Origin of the sequence: Mesorhizobium sp. M1A.F.Ca.IN.022.07.1.1, assembly GCF_003997575.1 — a bacterium.
Taxonomy (GTDB): domain Bacteria; phylum Pseudomonadota; class Alphaproteobacteria; order Rhizobiales; family Rhizobiaceae; genus Mesorhizobium.
Map to the genome: position 1 here is coordinate 1 of NZ_RZST01000030.1, position 19,344 is coordinate 19,344.

Below are 19,344 nucleotides of genomic sequence, written 5' to 3' on the forward strand. Positions count from 1 at the left end.
GCCTTGCCCCTCTCCCCCCAAGCCCCATTTCCCTCCCCCTAGCGTCCAGCAATCGGAGCCCGACGCCTCATGACCAGCCAGACAATCATCGATCCTCCCGAAGACGGCCATTTCAGGAACGGCCAGGCCAGCAATGGCGCAAGCCCCACCACCTTGTCCATCCACCTCACCATCAACGGCCGTGACCACGCGCTCGATATCGAGCCGCGGGTTACCCTGCTCGACGCGTTGCGCGAGCGGCTCCACCTCACCGGCACCAAGAAGGGCTGCGACCAGGGCCAGTGCGGCGCCTGCACCGTTCATGTCGACGGTGAGCGGGTGCTGGCCTGCCTGACGCTCGCCGCCCAGGTCGAGGGACGCTCGATCACGACAATAGAAGGGCTCGCCGACGAAGACGGCACGCTGCACGCCGTGCAGGCCGCCTTCCTCGAACAGGACGCCTTCCAGTGCGGCTATTGCACGCCCGGACAGATCATGTCGGCGGTGGCCTGCATCCGCGAGGGCCATGCCGGCTCCGACGAGGAGATCCGCGAATACATGGCCGGCAATCTGTGCCGCTGCGGCGCCTATCCGCACATCGTCGCCGCCGTCCGCCAGGCAGCTAGGGAGTTCCGCTCATGAGAGACTTTTCCTATCTTCGCGCCGACAGCGTCGAGGCCGCGCGCAACGCGGCCGCCCTCCCCGGCGCCATGCTCCTTGCCGGCGGCACGACGCTCATCGATCTCGCCAAATGCGGCGTCGCCGAACCGGCCACCGTCATCGACATCAGCCGTATCGAGGGGCTCAACGCCATTGATGTAACCGCCGACCGCGCCGTCATCGGCGCGCTGGCCAAGATGAGCCATGTCGCCGACAACGCCGAGGTGAAAAGCCACTTCCCGGCGGTTTCGGAAGCGTTGTGGCAGGCGGCCTCGGCGCAGCTGCGCAACATGGCGACCATCGGCGGCAACCTGATGCAGCGCACGCGCTGTCCCTATTTCCGCGATCCGCAGAACTTCCCGGCCTGCAACAAGCGCGAGCCGGGCAGCGGCTGCTCGGCGATCGGCGGCGTCACGCGCGGCCATGCGGTGCTCGGCACCAGCGACGCCTGCATCGCCACCTATCCGGGCGATCTTGCCATCGCGCTGGTCGCCTTCGACGCCGAGGTCGATCTCGGCGAGCGGAAGCTGAAAGTCGAGGACTTCTTCCTCGCCCCTGGCGCCACGGCCGAACGCGAGCACGACATCCGCCCCGGCGAAATGATCACGGCCATCGAGATCCCGGGCTCCGCCGCGGCCCGGCGCTCGACCTATCTCAAGGTCCGCGACCGCCAGTCCTATGAGTTCGCGGCGGCGAGCGCTGCCGTCGGACTGGAGCTCGAGAGCGACGGCCGCACCATACGCGACATCCGCGTCGCGGTCGGCGGCGTCGCGACGAAACCGTGGCGGGCGCGCGCCGTCGAAGAGGCGCTGAAGGGCAAGCCGCTCGACGAAGCGTCCGTTCGCAAGGCGAGCGATCTCGCCATGGAGGGCGCCGTCGACCACGGCGCCAACCACTACAAGATCGCATTGGCGCCCCGCGTGATCGCGCGCGCCATCCTGAAATTGGGAGAAACGGCATGACCGTTCATGACATGAAACACGCAGGCTCTGACAGCGCGCGCCTCGAAGCGGTGGGCGGGCGCCTGTCGCGCGTCGACGGCCCGGCCAAGATCACCGGCGCCGCGCATTACGCGTTCGAACAGCAGCTCGAAGGGCTGACCCATGCGGTGCTGGTCGGCGCGACGATTGCCGCCGGCAAGGTCACCGGCATCGACACGCGCGCGGCGGAAACCGCGCCAGGCGTGCTCGCGGTGCTGACGCCCGACACCATCATGGACCTGAATTCGGCATCGGACTGGTTCGGCAGACAGCCGTCCGAAGAAACCTATTGCCCGCTCGTCCGCGAGGTCACCTTTTCCGGCCAGCACATTGCTGCCGTCGTGGCCGAGACCTTCGAGCAGGCCGTCGCCGCCGCGGCGCTGGTCAAGGTCAGCTATGACGAGACGCCGGCAGTCGTCGACCTGAGCGACGGCAGCGACGGTATTCCGGTCGACGCCATGACCAAGGAATGGGGCGACCCCGAAGCCGCCTTCGCCGAGGCACCGGTGCGCGTCTGCGCCGCCTACAACACGCCGCGCGAGTTCCAGGCGGCGATGGAGCCGCACGGGCTGATCGCGCGCTGGGAGGGCGACCAGCTCACCATCTGGGAACCGAGCCAGTGGCTCGACGGCATGGCGCGCACCTATGCCGAATGGTTCGGCGTGCCGTTCGAGAATGTGCGGCTGGTCTCGCCCTATATCGGCGGCGGCTTCGGCTCCAAGGCGCTGGCGCTCGCGCACAGCGCGGTGGCGGCGGCAGCGGCAAAGATGCTCGGACGCCCGGTGAAGCTGGTGCTCAACCGGCCGCAGAATTTCACCTCCTATGGCGGCCGCGCCGCGACGCGCCAGACGGTTGCGATCGGCGCCGACAAGGCGGGCCGCATACAGTCGATCGTGCATCGCGGCGTCAACGAGACGGCGGTCGACGGCATGTGGGTCGAGCCGCTCGGCTCCGTCACCTCGATCATGTATGCGACGCCCAATTTCTCCTCGAAACAGAATGTGGTCAGGGTGAACACGGTGGTGCCGGGGGCGAAGCGCGCGCCGGGCGAGAACCCGAGCGCCTTCGGTATCGAATGCGCCATCGACGAGCTCGCCCATGAGCTCGGTATCGACCCGCTGGAGATGCGGCTGATCAATTATGCCGAGCAGGATCCCCACGCAAAGAAGGCGTGGTCGACAAGGCAGTTGCGGGAGGCCTTTGCCGCCGGCGCGGAAGCCTTCGGCTGGGCGAAGCGTTCGCGCGAGCCGCGCTCGATGCGTGACGGCCACCAGCTCATCGGCTGGGGCGTCGCGGCCGGCACCTATCCGGTTCGGCGCGCCTATGGCGAGGCCGTGGTGAAGCTCCTGGCCGACGGCTCGGTCGAGGTCGAGAGCTCCTCCATCGACATGGGCCAGGGCACCTACACGATCCTGGCGCAGACCGCGGCCGAGACGCTTGGCGTGCCGGTAGAGAAGGTGTCGGTGAGGCTGGGGGATTCCCATTTCGCCCGCGCCGGCGTCACCGGCGGCTCGCGGCTTGCCGGGGTCATGACCGGCGCCGTCTACAAGGCGGCGGGCCAGACGCTGGACGAGCTGATCGGGCTGGCGCTCTCCGATCCGCGCTCGCCCTTCCATGGGCTGCAGGCGAACACGCTTCAAGTGAAGGGTGGCCGCATCGCCTCGCCGCGCGGTGACGGCCCGGAGTTCTCGATCGCCGAGCTGATGCGCGCCCTCGGTCGCGAAAAGATCGAGGCCAAGGGCGACACTGTCCCGGCCAGCTTCACGCCGGAGCAGCGCTACAACAACTACACTACCATCGCCATGGCGCTGCCACACACCGAGGGCGATTATTCCCGCCACTCCTGGTGCGCGCATTTCGTCGAGGTGCGCGTCGACGAGGATTTTGGCACGGTGCGCGTGTCGCGCGTCGTGTCGGCGCTCGATTCCGGCCGGCTCTACAACCCCAAGCTGGCGGAGAGCCAGTGGAAGGGCGGCATCATCATGGGTATCGGCCAGGCGCTGCTGGAAGAAGGCATCGTCGACCGCCGCCATGGCCGGATCGTCAACGGCAATCTCGCCGACTACATGCTGCCGACCAATGCCGACATCCCGGATATCCAGACGATCTCGGTCGGCATCCCCGACCCGCATTCCTCGGCGCTGGGCGGCAAGGGCGTCGGCGAGCTCGGCATCGTCGGCGTCGCGCCGGCGATTGCCAACGCGGTGTTCCACGCGACGGGGAAGCGGGTGCGGGACCTGCCGATTACGCTGGAGAAGTTGATTTAGCGCCGGCCTTGTCTCCCCCCTCGAGGGCCCTCGAGGGGGAGATGTCGCCGAAGGCGACAGAGGGGGTCGCCGCGCGTGGGGCGCCAACCTACAACCGTCGCAATAGGCCGAGTCCAGTCGGACCGACCCCCTCTGCCCTGCCGGGCATCTCCCCCTCGAGGGGGGAGATCACTTGCCCTGGCTCTGGCCCTTCAAAAACTGGCTGAGCAGATCCATCGGCAGCGGGAAGACCACGGTCGATGAGCGCTCGCCGGCGATGTCGTGCAGGGCCTCGAAATAGCGCAGCTGCATGGCCTGCGGTTCGGCCGCCAGCATGCGGCCGGCCTCGACCAGCTTGGCCGCCGCCTGCTGCTCGCCGTCGGCGTTGATGACCTTGGCGCGCCGCAGCCGCTCGGCCTCTGCCTGCTTGGCGATGGCCCGGACCATGCTCTCATTCAGGTCGACATGCTTGATCTCGACATTGGAGACCTTGATGCCCCAGGCGTCGGTGCGCTGGTCGAGGATGTCCTGGATGTCGCTGTTGAGCTTGTCGCGCTCGGCCAGCATCTCGTCCAGCTCGTGCTTGCCGAGCACCGAACGCAGCGTGGTTTGCGCCAACTGGTTGGTGGCGGTCATGAAATCCTCGACCTGGATGATCGCCCGCTCGGCGTCGACGATGCGGAAATAGAGCACCGCGTTGACCTTGACCGAGACATTGTCGCGCGAGATGACGTCCTGCGGCGGCACGTCCTGCACCACAACGCGCAGGTCCACGCGCACCATCTGCTGGATGAAGGGAACGAGCAGGATGAGGCCGGGCCCCTTGACCCCGGTGAAGCGGCCGAGCGTGAAGACCACGCCCCGCTCATATTCCCTCAGGATGCGGATCGCCGCCGACAGGAACATGATCACCAGCAGCGCGAGGATCAGATAGGCGACATAGCCGAGCGTCATCGTTTTGCTCCGTCGTTTCCCGCTCCGTTGTGACCTGCACCACGCCGCCGCACCGTCAGCACGAGATCGCTGACGGCGGTCACCTCAGCACGATCTCCGGGCGCGATCGGCTCCTCGGCCTTGGCGCGCCAGCGCTCGCCGAGCGCCAGCACATGACCTTCTCCGCCTTCCCAGTCGAGAACGTTCACGGAAAGACCGTGCATGGCCCCGCCGCCGACGCGCGGCGGATTGCGGCGCGCCGCCCAAAGATAGCTGCCGGCCAGCAGCGCGAGGCCCAGCGTCAGCGCCGCGGCGGGGCCGATGACCGCCCACGATATGGCGAAGCCCGGCCCCTCGACCTTGAGCAGCATGGCCGCGCCGAGCAGGAACGCGGCCGCGCCGCCGACACCCAGCACCACTGTCGGGCTGAATGCCTCGACGATGAGGAAGGCGACGCCGAGCAGCATCAGGGCGAGACCGGTATAGTTGATCGGCAAGAGATCGAGCGCGTAGAGGCCGAGTACGAGGCAGATGGCGCCAATGACGCCAGGCGCCACCGCACCTGGGCTCGTGACCTCGAAGACGATGCCGTAGAAGCCGATCAGCATCAGGAGGACGGCAACGTTCGGATCGGTGATGACCGCGAGAAGCCGGATGAACCAGCCGGGATCCAGGACCTCGACGGCCAGGCCCTTCGTCGCCAGCACCTCTTTCTTGCCGGCCACGTCGACGATGCGGCCGTCGGCGAGCTGCAGCAGCTCCGCCGTGTCACGGGCGACGAAGTCGATGACATGTTGCTGCAGCGCCGCACCTGCCGAGAGGCTCGCCGCCTCGCGAACCGCCTTCTCGCCCCAGTCGCCATTGCGCCCGCGCAGTTCGGCGAGGGAGCGGATTAGCGCCACCGCGTCGTTGGTCGCCTTGGCCGTCATCGGGTCCCCGGCTGGCTTCCCGGTGTCCTTGTCGTCCTTCTCACCGCCGGGAAGCGAGGGCAGCCCGCCGATCTCGACCGGAGTCGCGGCGCCCAGATTGGTGCCGGGCGCCATCGCCGCGACATGGGTCGAGTAAAGGATATAGGTTCCGGCGCTCGCCGCATGACCGCCGGCGGGCGCGACATAGCCGATGACGGGAACGGGGGACGCCAGGATATCGGCGATCATCTCGCGCATCGAGGTGACGAGGCCGCCGGGCGTGTCGAGCTGAAGGATGAGAGCCCCGGCGTTGCGCTCGGCCGCGGTCTTGAGCGCTTCCTTGAGCTGGCGCGAACTCGCCGGACCGATGGCGCCGTCAATCGCGATGCTCAAGGCCATCCTCTCCCCCGCCGTTTCGGCCGAGGAGAAGGGGAAAACCGCCGCGGCGGCCATGAAAGCCGCTGCCAGAAGGGCCACCCGCGCGAGTTTCACGCCTCAAAGCTCCTTGGGATTCAATATGGGGTTGTGCCGGGGCAAGTCCAATGAGGGCAGCGGAGCGGGTAATCTCCCTCCTCACGATTCCACGGCAATTTCGACGTCGCCTCCAACGCTGGCTCCCTCGCCCGTACGTCATTGTCCCCATCGACGGCGCGAATGAACGCGCTCGCAACAATGGAGACGACAATGACGACGATGGATCGTTTGCAGTACGAAACCGACCGCACGGGCTTCAACCTGTTCGGCTCTGCCCGCCGCGGATTGCGGCTGGCCTATCACGCCATGCGGATGCGCAGCGATCGCGCCGCGCTGCGCGCCATGCCAGACTATTTGCTCAAAGACATGGGCATCAGCCGCTCGCAGATCGAGCACTACACGTCCACGCGCGCCGCGCTCGCCGCAGCCGGCAGGACGGATGCCTGAAGCGGATGAACGACTGCATCGGCGGCCGGCCGGACGGCTGGTGAAAACCCCGGCTCGCCGGGGTTTTCGCGTTCCGACGCGAGGCACTGCCGGCATTGGAACCGGTCGCGGGCTGTCCGCCCAAATGAAACGGGCGATGCAATTTCCACGGTGGGCGTATCAGAAATTCCACGCTGCCATCCACTCTCGTTCAAACGCATCGGCGTCAGAAAGGAAGCCGTCACGGCAACCAAGCCGCAAAGCAACCTTCGGAGTAGTCACATGCAACCCAGCACCAAACCTGCCCGCGTTCCGCTCAACGGCGTCGACACACCGAACCTCCTGGCGACCATCAATTTCGTCGCCGGTCAGCCGGAGCTGGCGAAGTTCCAGTTCCGCGCCCACAACGAATGGATCGAAGGCACCCACAGCAAGAGCGTCATGCATGGCTTCCACGGTGCCGGCCAGGAGCAGAAGCACGAGAAGCCCTTCTATGCCGACAGCGACCATCCGGCGATCCTGTGCGGCGCCGACAACGCCCCGACCCCTGTCGAGTGGCTGCTGCATGGGCTGGCGAGCTGCCTGATGGCGGGGCTCGCCAACATCGCCGCCGCGCGCGGCATCAAGCTCACCAGCGTGAAGTGCTCGGTCGACGGCGACATCGACCTGCGCGGCATCCTCGGCATCTCGGACGAGGTACGCAACGGCTTCCAGAACATCCAGGTGTCGTTCGAGGTCGAGGGCGACGCGCCGGCCGAGAAGCTTGAGCAGCTGGTCGAGCAGGCCCGCGCACGCTCGGCCGTGTTCGACGTGCTGACCAACGGAGTGCCGGTCACGGTCGGCATCAAGACCATCCAGTGACCTAAAGCGCGTCGTCCTGAAAACGGTTCAGGCGACGCGCCTTAGTTCTTTGTTTTGACGCATGTCGTTGTCCCAGAACCGCTGCACACTTCTGGGCGAAATGCGTTAGCTGAAGCGACGGTTCGGAGAAATCCGGACCGTCTCTCCCAGGGCCTCGGAACAGAGCCATGAAACATGCTGACGTCGTCATCATCGGCGGCGGGCAGGCCGGGCTTGCGCTCAGCCATTGCCTTGGCCGCGCCGGAATCGACCATGTCGTGCTGGAGCGCGGCCGCATCGGCGAGCGCTGGCGCACGCAGAGCTGGCGATCGCTGAGGCTGTTGACGCCGAACTGGCTGAACGGCCTGCCCGGCTCGCCCTATGACGGCCCGGACCCCGACGGCTTCAGGACAAAGGACGTGTTCGTCCATGATCTCGAAACGTATGCAAGCCGCTGGCAGGTGCCGGTGGAATGCAAGGTCGAGGTCACCTCCTGCAGGCGGACCGGCGGCGGCTTCGCGCTCGCCACCGGCGCCGGCGACTGGTTGGCCAGGGTCGTAGTGGTGGCGACGGGGCATTGCGATCGGCCGATGATGCCCTTTGTGTCCGAGACCAGAGGCGGACCGCTGAATATCCACGCTTCGCAGTATCGCTCTCCCGGCGAGCTGCCGCCCGGCGGGGTGCTGATCGTCGGCGCCTCATCTTCCGGCGTGCAGATCGCCGACGAGCTCGCGCGCGCCGGCCGGCGGGTGATGCTGTCCGTCGGCAAGCATACGCGCCTGCCGAGACTGTGGCGCGGCAAGGACATCTTCTTCTGGCTCTGTCAGATGGGCGTGATGGCCCAGCCGCTCGACGGACTTGCCAATCCGGAGAGCGCCAGGCGGCAGCCCTCGCTGCAACTCGCCGGACGACCGGACAAGGCCAATGTCGACCTTGCCACACTGCAGGCCCTCGGCGTCGAGCTCACCGGCCGCGTGCGCGGCATAGCCAACCGCGAGATCGCCTTTGCCGACGATCTTGCCGCGCAGATCGCGGCGGCGGACGCGAAGCAGGGGCGGCTGCTTGCCGAGATCGACCGCTTCGCCGGCGCCGCGCGGCCCGGCCGGCGCGAGCCGGTGCCGACGCCCTCTGCGCGCCGCCAGCGGCTTTCGCTGACGGAGGGGGCGACCGGCACGGTGATCTGGGCGACGGGCTATGCCCGCTCGTTCGACTGGCTGGAGCCGTCGGCGGTCGGGCCGGATGGCGAGCTGGCGCACCGCGGCGGGATCACCAGCGTTCCCGGACTCTACGCGCTCGGCTTCCGCTTCCTGCGCAAGCGCGATTCCAACTTCATCGGCGGCGCCGGCGTCGACGCGCAAGCGATCGCCGCCGAGGTCTCCATCTATCTCGACCGCAAAGGTCGCCAAGCCGCCTGAGAGGCCGCCGTGAGGACACCGGAGATGCCAACGACCGCGATTTCCCTGCCGCCCACGCCCAAGCGCGCCCATTACGACGCCATCATCGTCGGTGCGCGCTGCGCCGGGGCCTCGACGGCGCTGCTGCTTGCCCGCGCCGGCCTGACGGTGCTGGCGATCGAGCGCCGGCCCTACGGCTCAGACACGCTGTCGACGCACGCGCTGATGCGGCCCGCCGTGCTGCAGCTGTCGCGCTGGGGCCTGCTCAAACCGCTCCTCAGGGCCGGCACGCCGCTGATCGAGACAACGACGTTCCACTATGGCGACGAGGAGATCACCATTCTGCTCAATGCCGGGCCCGATCTTCCCGGGCTGATCGCGCCTAGGCGCACCGTGCTCGACCGCATGCTCGTCGATGCCGCGCGCAAGGCCGGCGCCGAGTTCCTGCACGACGTGGCGGTCGGCGACCTCTTTGCCGACACGCGCGGACGCGTGCGCGGCGTCGAGATCCGCGGCGCCGGCCGCGCGGCCTTACGTTTAAGCGCCGACATCGTGATCGGCGCCGACGGCATCGGCTCCACGGTGGCGAAATGCTGCGACGCGCAAGTGCTCAGAAGAGGCACGGTCTCGGCTGCCCATGTTTATGGCTACGCGCCGGTCGAACCCGGCGCCGGCTATCACTGGTATTTCCGCGACGGCATCGCCGGCTCCCTCATTCCGACCAATGCCGGGCTGGCCTGCATCGTCGCTTCGGTGCCGACCAAGCTGTTCGACGAGCGCTTCCGCCTTGATCATTTCCGCGCCCGCATGGAGGTGCTCGAGGCGCTTTCGCCGGCACTGGCCGAACAGGCGAGCCGGGCGCCCGACGATGCCCGCCTGCAGGCTTTCCGCGGCGTGCCGGGCTACATCCGCCACGCTCACGGACCAGGCTGGGCGCTGGTCGGCGATGCCGGCTTCTTCCGCGACCCGCTCACCTCGCATGGCATTGCCGACGCGCTGCGCGACGCCGAGAGCCTGGCGCGGGCGATCCTGGACGGATCGGAAGCAGCCTTCGCGACCTGGCAGCAGGAGCGCGATCTCTTCGCCCATCAGATCCTCGACACCACTGACGCCATTGCCGGCTTCGACTGGTCGCTGGCCGATATCGGCGAGCGGCACCGCCGCTTCAGCGCGGTTATGAAGGCCGAGGTCCGGGCGCTCGCCGCACAGCCGATGCCGGTCCGCCGCGCCGTGCCCGCCATGAGCGAGCTGGCGACTTATCGAGCGCCGGCAAACAAGGACGAACCGCAGGCAATGGCGGGCTCGAGCCTCTATCGCAACCGAACGGGAGTAAGACCATGACCGTACATTTGATGAAGGACGGGTGGATAGGCGTCATCAAGGGGCGGCCGCAGGTCGGCGCCGTCGCCGAGCGTTCGCGGCGCACGCAACCGCAGGATATAGACGCCTTCGCGGAGATGACCGGCGACCGCAACCCGCTGCACTACGACAAGGCCTTGGCCGAGGCCTCGGTGTTCGGCAAGCTCATCGTGCAGGGCGGCGTCACCTCCGGCATCCTGAACGCGGTGGTCGCGGAGGACCTTCCCGGGCCCGGCTCGGTGTTCCTCGAAGTCTCCTGGAAATTCGTCAAGGCGGTCGGCGTCGGCGAACTGATCACCGGCCGCGTCGAGGTCAAGGACGTGCGCGCCGACAAGCCGATCACGAAATTGGAGACCTCGGTGCGCAACGAGGCCGGCGAGCTTTGTCTCACCGGCACCGCGACGGTGTTCACCGTGCCGCTCGCCGGGGGCGAGGCGGACAAATGATCGCCGGCAACGGTTCGGCCCGGCTGTCGGTTCTCGAGCCGGGCCGATAGCCGTCAATAGTCGGTGTCGCTTTCGACGGTGACCGGACGACGGTGGTAGCGGTGATGGCGCTCGACTGAGCTCGTGACGACGACGCTATCCGAGCGGTGATGGCGATGCCAGGCGCGGCGGCCGTTGTCATAGAATGCGACGGTGCCGTGATGGCGATGATGAAGGCGGTGGCCTTCCTCATTTATGACGATGGCGGGACGGTGATGGTAATGGTGCCTGTGATGCGTCGTGATGACCACATCGGCCTCGGCGGCGGATGCGACGGCGGGTGCCGCGACGCAAAGCGCCAACGCTGCGAGAAGCACTGTTTTCATTGCAATATTCCTGGTTGGTGGAGCGTCCCTTCGCCGGATAAACCCCTGCCGGTCTGTTTGGTTCCGGCCTGGATCGGGCTGCCCGGCAGCAACGCAGCGAAGGTCATTTCGGGCGTTCGCGCCGCAGCGCAACATATCTGAGGTAAGTGCTCGCCGCGGCGTCGCAGGCGCGTCGCGACGGTCCGTTCGCGATCAACATGGCCTTGGCAAGCTTGTCGGAGAGCCCGTATTTGCTGGCGAAGGACGCTGTTTCATATGGCTGGTCTTCCAGATCGTCCGCAAGTCCGTCGGTCATATATCGCCTCCCGATGCAATGGCGCGTCAGAAATGCGGAAGCATGACTTAGGTTGCGGCGGTCGATCCTCTTCTTTGCTTTCCGGACTTCAGTCCGACGGCGCTTCGGACGGTTGGCCGATGAGTGGAACGAACGCTTTTGGTCGCCGTTTGCCGGCAAGCAATTCGCCGATGGGAGGATAAATATGGAAGACCCTACCAACAGTGTCCTGGAGGCTCGCTGGCTGCTTGCCGTGCCGGCCTCGATGGTCCTCACCGTGCTGATAGCCGGGTTCCTGCTTTCATAGCGTCGCCCATGAATCGGCTCCTCTTCATCCTCGCCGATTTTCTGTCTAGGCCGCCCGGCTTCTATGCGATGGTTATCGCGATGGTTGCGTGCACCTTGCTCGTACCCTTCGGACTTACCAACACGGTGACCTATGCCCTGTCGGCAGCGGCCATCATCATCACGGGGATCGTGCTTATCCAGGGGTACCGGGACACGGCGGCCATCCATGCGAAACTCGACGAGATCGTGATCGCGCTGCGGCAGACACGCAATGACGTGGTTGGGCTCGAGCATGCGGACACGCAAGAGATCAAGTCGAAGCTGGTCGAGCTGGAGCGCGAAGCGGAAGCCGGCTCGGCCGAGGCGGCATCGCAGAACGAGACGAATGAGGCCGGTGCCGCAGCGGGCGGGGGGCGTTGGGATAGCTGAAGCACCGGCCGAAGGGGGCGGAATGGGCACCGCCGCCACCCAAAGATAAGCTTCCCACGCCAAGATTAAATTACGCGATCGCGGTAGGAGATTTCCTAGGAACCTGCCGTACCGGCGACGAAGGCCCGGACGTGGGCGACGAACTCGTCGAAGGCCGGCTCGCCCTCAAGCAGGATGTGGTTTTGGCTTTCCAGCTCGAGGAAGCTGGCGCCGGGAATACCCGCCGCCATGGTGCGGCCGGACTCGACCGGGGCAACATTGTCTTCCCGCGCGTGCAGCACCAGGGTCGGCACCCGCACTTTTTCGAGCAGCTCGCTGACATCGATCACCGAAAAGGCAGTCTGCAGGCGCCAGGCGTCGTCCGGCAAAACCGTGCGCCGCATCAGATCGTCCATCCAGGCGAAATGTTCGTGCGTGGCGCCGGGGATGAACATGGAGCAGAAGGCTTGGCGGAACATCGGGTTCGACTTGCCCCAGCTCTCGCGCATCAGCGTCGATACGGCCTCGCGCGTGGCGATCTCGCCGGGGTCGCCGCGCGCCCGCCAGCCTTTGACGTAGCCGCCGTAGAGGATCATGCCCGAGACTTTCTCGGGGTGGCGTATGGCATAGGCGATCGAAACCGCGCAGCTCTGCGACAGACCAAGAAGCGTGAAGCGATCGAGCCCCGCGGCCTCGACGACGCATTCGAGATCCGACACCATCGTGTCGAACGAGACGTCGGCCACGTGGCGTTGCGACAGGCCATTGCAGCGCTCGTCGTAGCGCACCAACTGGTTCCGGCGTGACAGTTCCCTCATCCAGTGCCGCCAGATCGGGCTGTCCCAGTCGAAGGTCAGATGCGACATCCAATGCGCGGCGCGCAGGATGGGCGGGCCGCTGCCGGTCTTGGCAAAAGCAAGCCTTGTGCCGTCGCGAGCCCGGCAGAAATGGACGGCGCGGCCGGGATCCTGCGCGGGCGTCGGCGCCTTGGCGAGCGAAGGCGAAGGTGATTGCATCTGGGCCACGTCCGTGGCGCCGCGTTGCGCGGAACGTCCCGTCGGCTGGGCGGCTGCCGCCCTCACCTTCTCTTCCAGCGCCGCGATCTCTTCCGCCAGGCCGATATCCTCCGGCAGCAGCCGCCGCAGGCGCCGGGCAAGCGGCAACGCACGCCTCGGCTCGCCGGCCAGGCGCTCGATCAGCTCGCGCAACATGCCGAGCTCGGCGATCTCGACCTCGCTGGCGACGCCCGCGCGCCAGGCCTCGTATTCGAAGCAGCGCTCGAGCGAAAGATCGGCGAGGAAATCGCCGCGGATCGAACCGGCCACGGCCTCCAGCTCTTCCGTGGACGCCATGGAAAGATCGGCCTTCACCAGCGGCAGCAGCCGGGCATAGTCCGTGCCAAGTTTCAGCGAGACAGTGTTGCGGTCGGCGACCAGAGCGGGTTCGTCCTCGCCAAGCACCTGGCGGATCTTGGACAGGCTCCAGCGCAAGGCGCCGCGCGGATCGTCGGGAATGTCCCAGAAGATTTCGCAGAGCCGCTCGCGCTGATGCGCCTTGCCGGTGACGGCGAGATAGGCAAGCAAGGCTCTCGTCTTGCGCGACGGCGGCAGGTCGAGCAGCGCGCCGTCGCGGACCACCTGGAAGTCGCCGAGCACGCACAGGTCCAGCAGCCCCTTATGCGGAGCGTCGGTCATCCGGCCGGGCACCCTTCCACTGCCATCTGGCTCCTCGTCGATGCGGCGGGAGAAGACCGCAACGGAATATCAAAATCGGCTAATTTACGGAAGCCGATACGGCAAGACGGGCGCGGGGAATGTGCAATGGGTTGCATTGGCGGCGATGCGTACTCTCCCTTCGAGGGGAGCTGTCGCCGAAGGTGCCAGAGGGGGCGCTTCGCGTGAAGCGCCAGCGCTCCCCCCGACATCAGACGGCGTTGGCAATCCAAGTGAGACGACCCCCCTCTGTCCTGCCGGACATCTCCCCCGCAAGGGGGGGAGATTGGATGTCACCGACGCTTTCGCAAACCTCCAACCAACGCAATTGCCACCGCCAGGGCGACCAAACCCGCCGCCACTGCGAACGTAAAACCCATCCCGCCGGCGACTGCTTCCGGTGCCGCGGCGCCGACCTCGCCAGTGCCCACCGTGAACGCAAACACCGCGCCCATCATCGCCGTGCCGGTGATCAGACCGAGATTGCGCGACAGGCTGAGCATGCCCGAGACAACGCCGCGCTCGTTCTTATCGACATTGGCCATGACGGCGGTGTTGTTCGCCGCCTGGAAGAGCTGATAGCCGGGCGTCAGCAGCATGATCGCCGCCGCGTAGCCGGCGATGCCGAACAGCGCCGGCAGCAGAGTGAGTGCGAGGCAGCCGATGGTCATCAGCACCAGCCCGGCAACGACCATGGCGGACGCGCCCAGGCGATCGACGATGCGGCCGGCAATCACGCCGCACAGCGCCGAGACGACCGGGCCGATCGACAGCACGGCGCCGACCTGCGCGTCGCCCAGGCCCAGCGCGCGCGACAGGAAGAAGGGTCCGACGACAAGCGTCGCCATCATCACGGTGGAGACCAGCCCGTTCATGGCAAGGCTCGGCGCCAGCACCGAATCGCTGAACAGCGCTGGTTTGACCAGAGGCGACGTCACTCTCCGCTGCGCATAGAGGAACAGGCCGGCGCCGAGACCGGCCATGCCGAGCAGCGCGATGTTCGTGCCGCCGAAATGGCCGCGTCCTGCCGTCATCGCCAGCGCATAGGCGGCGAGCGTCAAGGCAAGCAGCAACGTGCCCAGCGCGTCGAAGCGCGGGCCAACGCCCTGCGCCTCATTGCGGAGGATCATCGCGGTTTGATCGCCCGGCAGGAAGCGCCGGGCGAGGATCATCGCCACGACACCCAGCCCGGCAGTGACGAGGAAGATCGCGCGCCAGCCGAGGGAAGCGATCAGCACCCCGCCAAGCGACGGCCCAAGCGCCGTGCCGATCGCCGACATGGTGCCGAGCAGGCCCATGGCGCTGCCAGTACGCTCTTTCGGCATCGTCGTGCCGACCAAGGCCATGGTCAGCGCCATCATCACCGCGGCGCCGAGGCCTTGAGCGGCGCGGGCGGCGACCAGCAACAGCAGCGACGGCGCAAGCGCGGCCGCCAGCGACGCGGCGCTGAACAGGCCCAGACCGGCGACCAGCAGCAGCCGGCGGCCGACGAGATCGCCAAGCCGCCCGACGCTGACGATGAGCGCGGTGATGGCAAGCAGATAGGCTAGCACCACCCATTGCACCGCCTGGAAGGATGCTGCGAAGGCGGTGCTCAGCGTCGGCAGCGCGACATTGGCGATGCTGGTGCTGAGCGAGGACAAAAGCATCGCCAGCGACAGGCTGACCAGCGCGCCGCTTGCCGAGCGCCTTGCGGGAGCGGCGCGTGGATCTGCGATATCGGCCATGGTTCTTCTCCGGCTCGGGTGGAACTTGCCGGGACAATAGGTGCCTGGCCGATGCGGCGGAACGCGCAGCATTTGCACTCGAATAGTGCATGAAACGCCCTGTCACTGCATCGAGGACGTGCTAAGATCGCGCCATGTCGCGACCCGATCTCAACCTGCTCGTCACGCTGGACGTGCTCATCGCCGAAGGCAGTGTCGCGAAAGCCGCGCGGCGGCTGAAGCTCAGCCCGTCGGCAATGAGCCGCGCGCTCGCAAGACTGCGCGAGGTGACCGGCGATCCGCTTTTGGTCCGCGCCGGGCGCGGCCTGGTGCCGACGCCGCGCGCCATCGAGCTCGGGACGGATGTCGGCCGGCTGGTGAAGGAGGCGGAGGCTGTGCTGCGCCCCGCCGAACGCCTTGATCTGAAGCGGCTTGCGCGCAGTTTCACGCTGCGCAACAGCGATGGTTTTGTGGAAAATTTCGGCCCTGCCCTTCTCGCGCGCGTCGCCGAGGAAGCGCCGGGCGTGCAGCTCCGCTTCGTGCCGAAGCCCGACAAGGACAGCGCGCCGATGCGCGAAGGCAGTGTCGATCTCGAGACCGGCGTTATCGGCGGCTCGACCGGCCCCGAGGTGCGGGCGCAGGCGCTGTTCCGCGACCGTTTCGTCGGCGTGGTGCGCAGCGGCCATCCGCTGTGCGACGGCAAGATCACCGCCGCCCGCTTCGCCGCCGGCCGGCATATATTGATCTCGCGCCGCGGGCTGGATCGCGGGCCTATCGACGACGCGCTGGAACTCGCCGGGCTGACGCGGACGATCGCCACCGTGGTCGGCGGCTTCGCGGAAGCGCTGGCGCTGGCGCGCGGCTCCGATCTCATCGCCACGGTGCCCGAGCGCTATACCGGCAAGCTGCGCGAAGGCCTGCTCACCTTCGCATTGCCGGTGAAGCTCGCCGGGCTCACCATTTCGCTGCTATGGCACCCGCGCCTCGACGCCGACCCCGCGCATCGGTGGCTGCGGGGCCTGGTGAGGGAGGTGTGCGGAGGGCGGTGAGACAGCCGATCTCCTTTCGCGGCGACCGGCACGCAGGCAGGCGAGGCGCGAAGGAACGCCGCGCCGACAGACCGACACGCCGGGACGGAGCGGGGGGACGCCCAACAAGAACCCCCGCTCCGTCGCTGCGCGAGCACCTCTGCCCGATCTGCCCGCCAGGACCTGCGCCGGGACACTTCGAGCAACCGATCGCCCACCCTCATCGGATGGCGAATTTTAGCATCCCTGCATGTGCGCATCATGAAGCGGTTCACAGAGCGGCAGCGTTCCTCTCCGCAGTCTTTGAGGGGCGACGAAACCGCTAGCGCGACGGGTAATTCACTGCCGTTTGCCCGCCAATGCTGCGTTGCCGAAATGCGCCCAAAAAAAGTCAGGTTGACAACCGGACCTCAAAACGCCTCAACCAGTGAAAAACCAGCCTATTCAAACGTGTAGGCGGCAACATTCGTGTCGCTTGCCGCAACGGCCGAAAAGCCCGGAAATCCGCCATTTCGGAGCCTGCCGGCGCGGCAACCGCGGAAATGCGGCAGCCCGATTTCGGCATTGCACAACGGAAAAAAACGCTGTTCCGGAGGCGCCGCCGCCGACGTTGACAGCCAGCCGGGCCAATGGCAATCCGCAGTGACTGGTTACGCCATGACCGTTGCTGTTGGGGACGGACGGGGTTTCAGCAGCTTGGCGGCGGCGCCGGACGGGCGGGCACTTGCGTAGTGTACCGCCCGCTCCTGGCCGGCAGCGGCGCGAGGTTTCGCGTACGAGGCTCAGAAAGGGTGCCCAGACCGCTACTGACGAACCGTTGCCAGCTTTTCAAGCGTCGGCTTGCTGTACGTCTTCTTGATCGCAATTCCCACCTGAAGACGCTTCGCGTGGGCGAGCGCCGCCGGGGAGCGACCATCAAGCTTGCGGCCGGAAGCGTTCACCAGGCGCTCCGTACGACGCAACAGGTCGTAAGAGCGGATCAGCGCCCTTCTGCTCTCCTCTATCAGTTGGTCCTGGAAATCTGCGGCCGCGTGCCCGCGCGGGCAAGTGGGGATTCTTGTTCTCGAGCATGCCGCTCTCCCTGTTCAGATGGGAGCGCGGATCAACGTCTCTCAGTCGCCAATGGTGTCCGGTGGGTGGTTACCAGCGATACGGCAGGGTACGCCGATTGGTGCGCCGTGGCAAAGCCAATAGTTTCGACCGATCTCGGACCGCCGCAAAGGAGTGCCGCAGGGCGGCCTGGCTCGCCTCAGAAGGTAAAGCCGGACGACGGCGCGGCGGCGGTCGCGGCCGACAGCCTGCCGCGCTTTTGCAGCCGCGGTTTTTCGTAAGTCTTCTTCATCGTCCATTCCTGGGCGGGTCAACGACCTGCGCAGGTGAACGCGATGCGGCCGCCCTGTCAAGCTTAGCCCGGGAATGCTTGCCCTGCTGGCTGTTGCTTAGGTCAGCGCGGCGGGAGCGGGGCCGACGACCCGGCAACGACGCTCGACAGCTTCTGGCGCTTCACCAGCACCGGTTTCTCATAGATCTTCTTCATGGATATGCCCCTTGCCCAATTTGCCGCCTCAAGACGCAAGGGAAGTGCCGTTTTGTCAAAAAACGTTTTCGTGAGATGCGTGCAAAGCGAGCCGGCTGCAACCGAATGCGGGCAGGCTATGGTGAGCCGGCAACATCGAGCCTGCTGAGGTTCGTTCCTAGCCCGCGTGCTGCAGCCAATGGCGGTCGAACACGTCGAGGATGGCGCGGTACTCGGACGGCGGGATTTGGTTGACGCCGCCGTCGCTGTCCGCACTGAGGAACTGGCCGAGCTGCCGGTCGACCGCTTCCGGGTGCTCCATGACGATGCCGAGGCTCGCGAGATCGGCGGCGATCGAGGTGCCCGGCGGCAGGTACCCGCCCCATTGCTCGGCGGCTGGCGCATCGCGCAGGCGCACCAGCAGGATTCTTGTCAGCGAGGGCTGCGCCTCCGGGCCGATGATGGCGGTGCCGACCATATAGCCGCCGAGCACGCTCACCGGCTGCGTCTGCGGGAACAGGCAAAGGAAGAACTGCGCTTCGCCGCCCACCTCCTTCAGATGTAGGTAGAGGCTGCGCTTTGCCGGCGTGACCGGCCCGCCGAGCTGCAACTGCCCGGTCGGCAATGTCTCGCGATATGTGGCGGTGAACGCATGCGCGCCGGGTCCGGCCTCGATCGACAGGCGGCCCCTGATGAGTTGGCCGCGATAGTAAGGCGACCAGGCGCGCGAATAGCAGGCATAGGTCCCGGCAAGCGCCAGCCCGGTGCCCTTGTCGTCATGCCCGGGCGAGGCCTCGACCTGCGCGTGGGCGCGGCGTTCGAGCTCCGTCGCGTCGATGCCGTGCCGAGCCGCGATCGCGGCCGTGAAGCTCGGCAGATCGCTCTCGGCGATCCAGGCGCCGGGTCGCTCGAGGCGCAGCACTTTCGCCCAGTCTTCGTAGACGCTGTGCTCGCGAGGCTGGGCGCGGCCTTGCAGCCATTTGTCGGCGCGGCCGATATCGAAAGCCGTCTTCGGATTGACCGCTCGGAACGCCGCCGCCAGATCCTTGCGGCTGGCGGTTCCCAGCACGACCGAAGTCAGTCGTAACTTCTGCGCGATGTTCAGTGCCATCCGGCTGCACCTGTTCCGTCCCGACAGAATCGGGATTGGCCTCTTGTTCGAGCGAAGATCATGCTTTCACGGCCGCCGCAAGCTCACTGGGCAGTGCAACCAGGAGCAAGCAAGCCGTCCCGCCGGCTCCGCAGCAGCGCCGCAAGACGATCCAGGCCAAGCCATCCGCCTGCACTGGACCTGCATTTCTAGCGCGCTCCGAAGGATCCGGGCTTCTGCCCGGATCGGCGAGGCAGAACAGAAACGGCCGGACAAGGGCCGAACCAGACAGCCACCCGGCCAGCCTGAGGG

At 66.9% G+C, this 19,344-nt stretch carries 20 protein-coding genes; 10 read left to right on the plus strand and 10 right to left on the minus strand.

What is annotated here, in order from left to right:
• Positions 1-153: 153 nt before the first annotated feature.
• From EOA75_RS06170 to EOA75_RS06180, 3 genes are read left to right on the plus strand one after another with little or no spacing between them, the layout of a single operon-like run.
• Positions 154-621, plus strand: coding sequence for a (2Fe-2S)-binding protein (locus EOA75_RS06170; protein WP_245466576.1), 468 nt, complete (start codon positions 154-156; stop codon positions 619-621).
• Positions 618-1,601 carry a xanthine dehydrogenase family protein subunit M gene (locus EOA75_RS06175; protein WP_127323867.1) on the plus strand — a complete coding sequence of 328 codons (984 nt, stop codon included), beginning with the start codon at positions 618-620 and terminating at the stop codon, positions 1,599-1,601. The genes EOA75_RS06170 and EOA75_RS06175 overlap by 4 nt, the downstream gene beginning before the upstream one ends.
• On the plus strand, positions 1,598-3,886 hold the full coding sequence (locus tag EOA75_RS06180) for a xanthine dehydrogenase family protein molybdopterin-binding subunit (protein WP_127323868.1): 2,289 nt from the start codon (positions 1,598-1,600) through the stop codon (positions 3,884-3,886). Before EOA75_RS06175 ends, EOA75_RS06180 begins: the two co-directional genes overlap by 4 nt.
• Before the next feature lie 168 nt (positions 3,887-4,054).
• Here EOA75_RS06180 and EOA75_RS06190 read toward each other — a convergent pair whose 3' ends face one another.
• Both EOA75_RS06190 and EOA75_RS06195 read right to left on the minus strand, forming a co-directional pair.
• Positions 4,055-4,819: a slipin family protein gene (locus EOA75_RS06190; protein WP_095801424.1), complete on the minus strand. Its 765-nt coding sequence runs from the start codon at positions 4,817-4,819 to the stop codon at positions 4,055-4,057.
• Positions 4,816-6,198, minus strand: a complete 1,383-nt coding sequence (locus tag EOA75_RS06195; RefSeq protein ID WP_127323870.1) for a nodulation protein NfeD — start codon at positions 6,196-6,198, stop codon at positions 4,816-4,818. The genes EOA75_RS06190 and EOA75_RS06195 overlap by 4 nt, the downstream gene beginning before the upstream one ends.
• Before the next feature lie 192 nt (positions 6,199-6,390).
• Between EOA75_RS06195 and EOA75_RS06200 the strand changes: the two genes are divergently transcribed.
• The 5 genes from EOA75_RS06200 to EOA75_RS06220 all read left to right on the plus strand — a co-directional run bounded on the left by EOA75_RS06200 (position 6,391) and on the right by EOA75_RS06220 (position 10,645).
• Entirely contained in the window at positions 6,391-6,627 is a 237-nt protein-coding gene (locus EOA75_RS06200; protein ID WP_164746786.1) for a DUF1127 domain-containing protein, read from the plus strand.
• A 261-nt stretch (positions 6,628-6,888) separates the two neighbouring features.
• On the plus strand, positions 6,889-7,467 hold the full coding sequence (locus EOA75_RS06205; protein WP_095783432.1) for an OsmC family protein: 579 nt from the start codon (positions 6,889-6,891) through the stop codon (positions 7,465-7,467).
• A gap of 167 nt (positions 7,468-7,634) precedes the next feature.
• Positions 7,635-8,861, plus strand: a complete 1,227-nt coding sequence (locus EOA75_RS06210; protein WP_127323871.1) for an NAD(P)/FAD-dependent oxidoreductase — start codon at positions 7,635-7,637, stop codon at positions 8,859-8,861.
• A 24-nt stretch (positions 8,862-8,885) separates the two neighbouring features.
• Positions 8,886-10,181, plus strand: a complete 1,296-nt coding sequence (locus tag EOA75_RS06215) for an NAD(P)/FAD-dependent oxidoreductase (RefSeq protein WP_127323872.1) — start codon at positions 8,886-8,888, stop codon at positions 10,179-10,181.
• Positions 10,178-10,645, plus strand: a complete 468-nt coding sequence (locus EOA75_RS06220) for a MaoC family dehydratase (protein ID WP_082953788.1) — start codon at positions 10,178-10,180, stop codon at positions 10,643-10,645. The genes EOA75_RS06215 and EOA75_RS06220 overlap by 4 nt, the downstream gene beginning before the upstream one ends.
• A 53-nt stretch (positions 10,646-10,698) precedes the next feature.
• Here the strand turns inward: EOA75_RS06220 and EOA75_RS06225 are convergent, their stop codons facing one another.
• Both EOA75_RS06225 and EOA75_RS06230 read right to left on the minus strand, forming a co-directional pair.
• Positions 10,699-11,010 carry a hypothetical protein gene (locus tag EOA75_RS06225; RefSeq protein ID WP_127323873.1) on the minus strand — a complete coding sequence of 104 codons (312 nt, stop codon included), beginning with the start codon at positions 11,008-11,010 and terminating at the stop codon, positions 10,699-10,701.
• Positions 11,011-11,113: 103 nt separating this feature from the next.
• The gene (locus EOA75_RS06230) at positions 11,114-11,305 is read right to left on the minus strand and encodes a hypothetical protein (RefSeq protein ID WP_066999471.1); all 192 of its coding nucleotides are present in this window, start codon (positions 11,303-11,305) and stop codon (positions 11,114-11,116) included.
• Positions 11,306-11,599: 294 nt separating this feature from the next.
• Between EOA75_RS06230 and EOA75_RS06235 the strand changes: the two genes are divergently transcribed.
• The gene (locus tag EOA75_RS06235) at positions 11,600-12,001 is read left to right on the plus strand and encodes a low affinity iron permease family protein (RefSeq protein ID WP_127323874.1); all 402 of its coding nucleotides are present in this window, start codon (positions 11,600-11,602) and stop codon (positions 11,999-12,001) included.
• A 95-nt stretch (positions 12,002-12,096) separates the two neighbouring features.
• Here the strand turns inward: EOA75_RS06235 and EOA75_RS34885 are convergent, their stop codons facing one another.
• A complete protein-coding gene (locus EOA75_RS34885) occupies positions 12,097-13,674 on the minus strand; it encodes an alpha/beta hydrolase (RefSeq protein ID WP_245433093.1) in 1,578 nt (525 codons plus the stop codon).
• A gap of 311 nt (positions 13,675-13,985) precedes the next feature.
• A complete protein-coding gene (locus EOA75_RS06245) occupies positions 13,986-15,419 on the minus strand; it encodes an MFS transporter (protein WP_245466574.1) in 1,434 nt (477 codons plus the stop codon).
• Positions 15,420-15,553: 134 nt separating this feature from the next.
• On the opposite strand from EOA75_RS06245, the gene EOA75_RS06250 reads away from it, so the two are divergent.
• Positions 15,554-16,447, plus strand: coding sequence for a LysR family transcriptional regulator (locus tag EOA75_RS06250; RefSeq protein WP_127323876.1), 894 nt, complete (start codon positions 15,554-15,556; stop codon positions 16,445-16,447).
• A 782-nt stretch (positions 16,448-17,229) separates the two neighbouring features.
• Here the strand turns inward: EOA75_RS06250 and EOA75_RS33920 are convergent.
• From EOA75_RS33920 to EOA75_RS06265, 4 genes are all read right to left on the minus strand, one after another.
• Entirely contained in the window at positions 17,230-17,367 is a 138-nt protein-coding gene (locus EOA75_RS33920) for a hypothetical protein (protein WP_156751039.1), read from the minus strand.
• Positions 17,368-17,675: 308 nt separating this feature from the next.
• On the minus strand, positions 17,676-17,768 hold the full coding sequence (locus tag EOA75_RS06255) for a hypothetical protein (protein WP_082953785.1): 93 nt from the start codon (positions 17,766-17,768) through the stop codon (positions 17,676-17,678).
• Positions 17,769-17,870: 102 nt separating this feature from the next.
• On the minus strand, positions 17,871-17,963 hold the full coding sequence (locus EOA75_RS06260) for a hypothetical protein (protein ID WP_082953784.1): 93 nt from the start codon (positions 17,961-17,963) through the stop codon (positions 17,871-17,873).
• A 157-nt stretch (positions 17,964-18,120) separates the two neighbouring features.
• Complete coding sequence (locus EOA75_RS06265) at positions 18,121-19,053, minus strand: hypothetical protein (protein ID WP_095801433.1); 933 nt, start codon at positions 19,051-19,053, stop codon at positions 18,121-18,123.
• Between the last annotated feature and the right edge of the window lie 291 nt (positions 19,054-19,344).

Bases quoted from the DNA above. Each gene is read 5' to 3' on its own strand.
- EOA75_RS06175 (WP_127323867.1), top strand. From the start codon at position 618: ATGAGAGACTTTTCCTATCTTCGCGCCGACAGCGTCGAGGCCGCGCGC.
- EOA75_RS06230 (WP_066999471.1), bottom strand. From the start codon at position 11,305: ATGACCGACGGACTTGCGGACGATCTGGAAGACCAGCCATATGAAACA.
- EOA75_RS06235 (WP_127323874.1), top strand. From the start codon at position 11,600: ATGAATCGGCTCCTCTTCATCCTCGCCGATTTTCTGTCTAGGCCGCCC.
- EOA75_RS06180 (WP_127323868.1), top strand. From the start codon at position 1,598: ATGACCGTTCATGACATGAAACACGCAGGCTCTGACAGCGCGCGCCTC.
- EOA75_RS06255 (WP_082953785.1), bottom strand. From the start codon at position 17,768: ATGAAGAAGACTTACGAAAAACCGCGGCTGCAAAAGCGCGGCAGGCTG.
- EOA75_RS06265 (WP_095801433.1), bottom strand. From the start codon at position 19,053: ATGGCACTGAACATCGCGCAGAAGTTACGACTGACTTCGGTCGTGCTG.
- EOA75_RS06200 (WP_164746786.1), top strand. From the start codon at position 6,391: ATGACGACGATGGATCGTTTGCAGTACGAAACCGACCGCACGGGCTTC.
- EOA75_RS06210 (WP_127323871.1), top strand. From the start codon at position 7,635: ATGAAACATGCTGACGTCGTCATCATCGGCGGCGGGCAGGCCGGGCTT.
- EOA75_RS06250 (WP_127323876.1), top strand. From the start codon at position 15,554: ATGTCGCGACCCGATCTCAACCTGCTCGTCACGCTGGACGTGCTCATC.
- EOA75_RS06220 (WP_082953788.1), top strand. From the start codon at position 10,178: ATGACCGTACATTTGATGAAGGACGGGTGGATAGGCGTCATCAAGGGG.
- EOA75_RS06245 (WP_245466574.1), bottom strand. From the start codon at position 15,419: ATGGCCGATATCGCAGATCCACGCGCCGCTCCCGCAAGGCGCTCGGCA.
- EOA75_RS06225 (WP_127323873.1), bottom strand. From the start codon at position 11,010: ATGAAAACAGTGCTTCTCGCAGCGTTGGCGCTTTGCGTCGCGGCACCC.
- EOA75_RS34885 (WP_245433093.1), bottom strand. From the start codon at position 13,674: ATGACCGACGCTCCGCATAAGGGGCTGCTGGACCTGTGCGTGCTCGGC.
- EOA75_RS06215 (WP_127323872.1), top strand. From the start codon at position 8,886: ATGCCAACGACCGCGATTTCCCTGCCGCCCACGCCCAAGCGCGCCCAT.
- EOA75_RS06205 (WP_095783432.1), top strand. From the start codon at position 6,889: ATGCAACCCAGCACCAAACCTGCCCGCGTTCCGCTCAACGGCGTCGAC.
- EOA75_RS06190 (WP_095801424.1), bottom strand. From the start codon at position 4,819: ATGACGCTCGGCTATGTCGCCTATCTGATCCTCGCGCTGCTGGTGATC.
- EOA75_RS06260 (WP_082953784.1), bottom strand. From the start codon at position 17,963: ATGAAGAAGATCTATGAGAAACCGGTGCTGGTGAAGCGCCAGAAGCTG.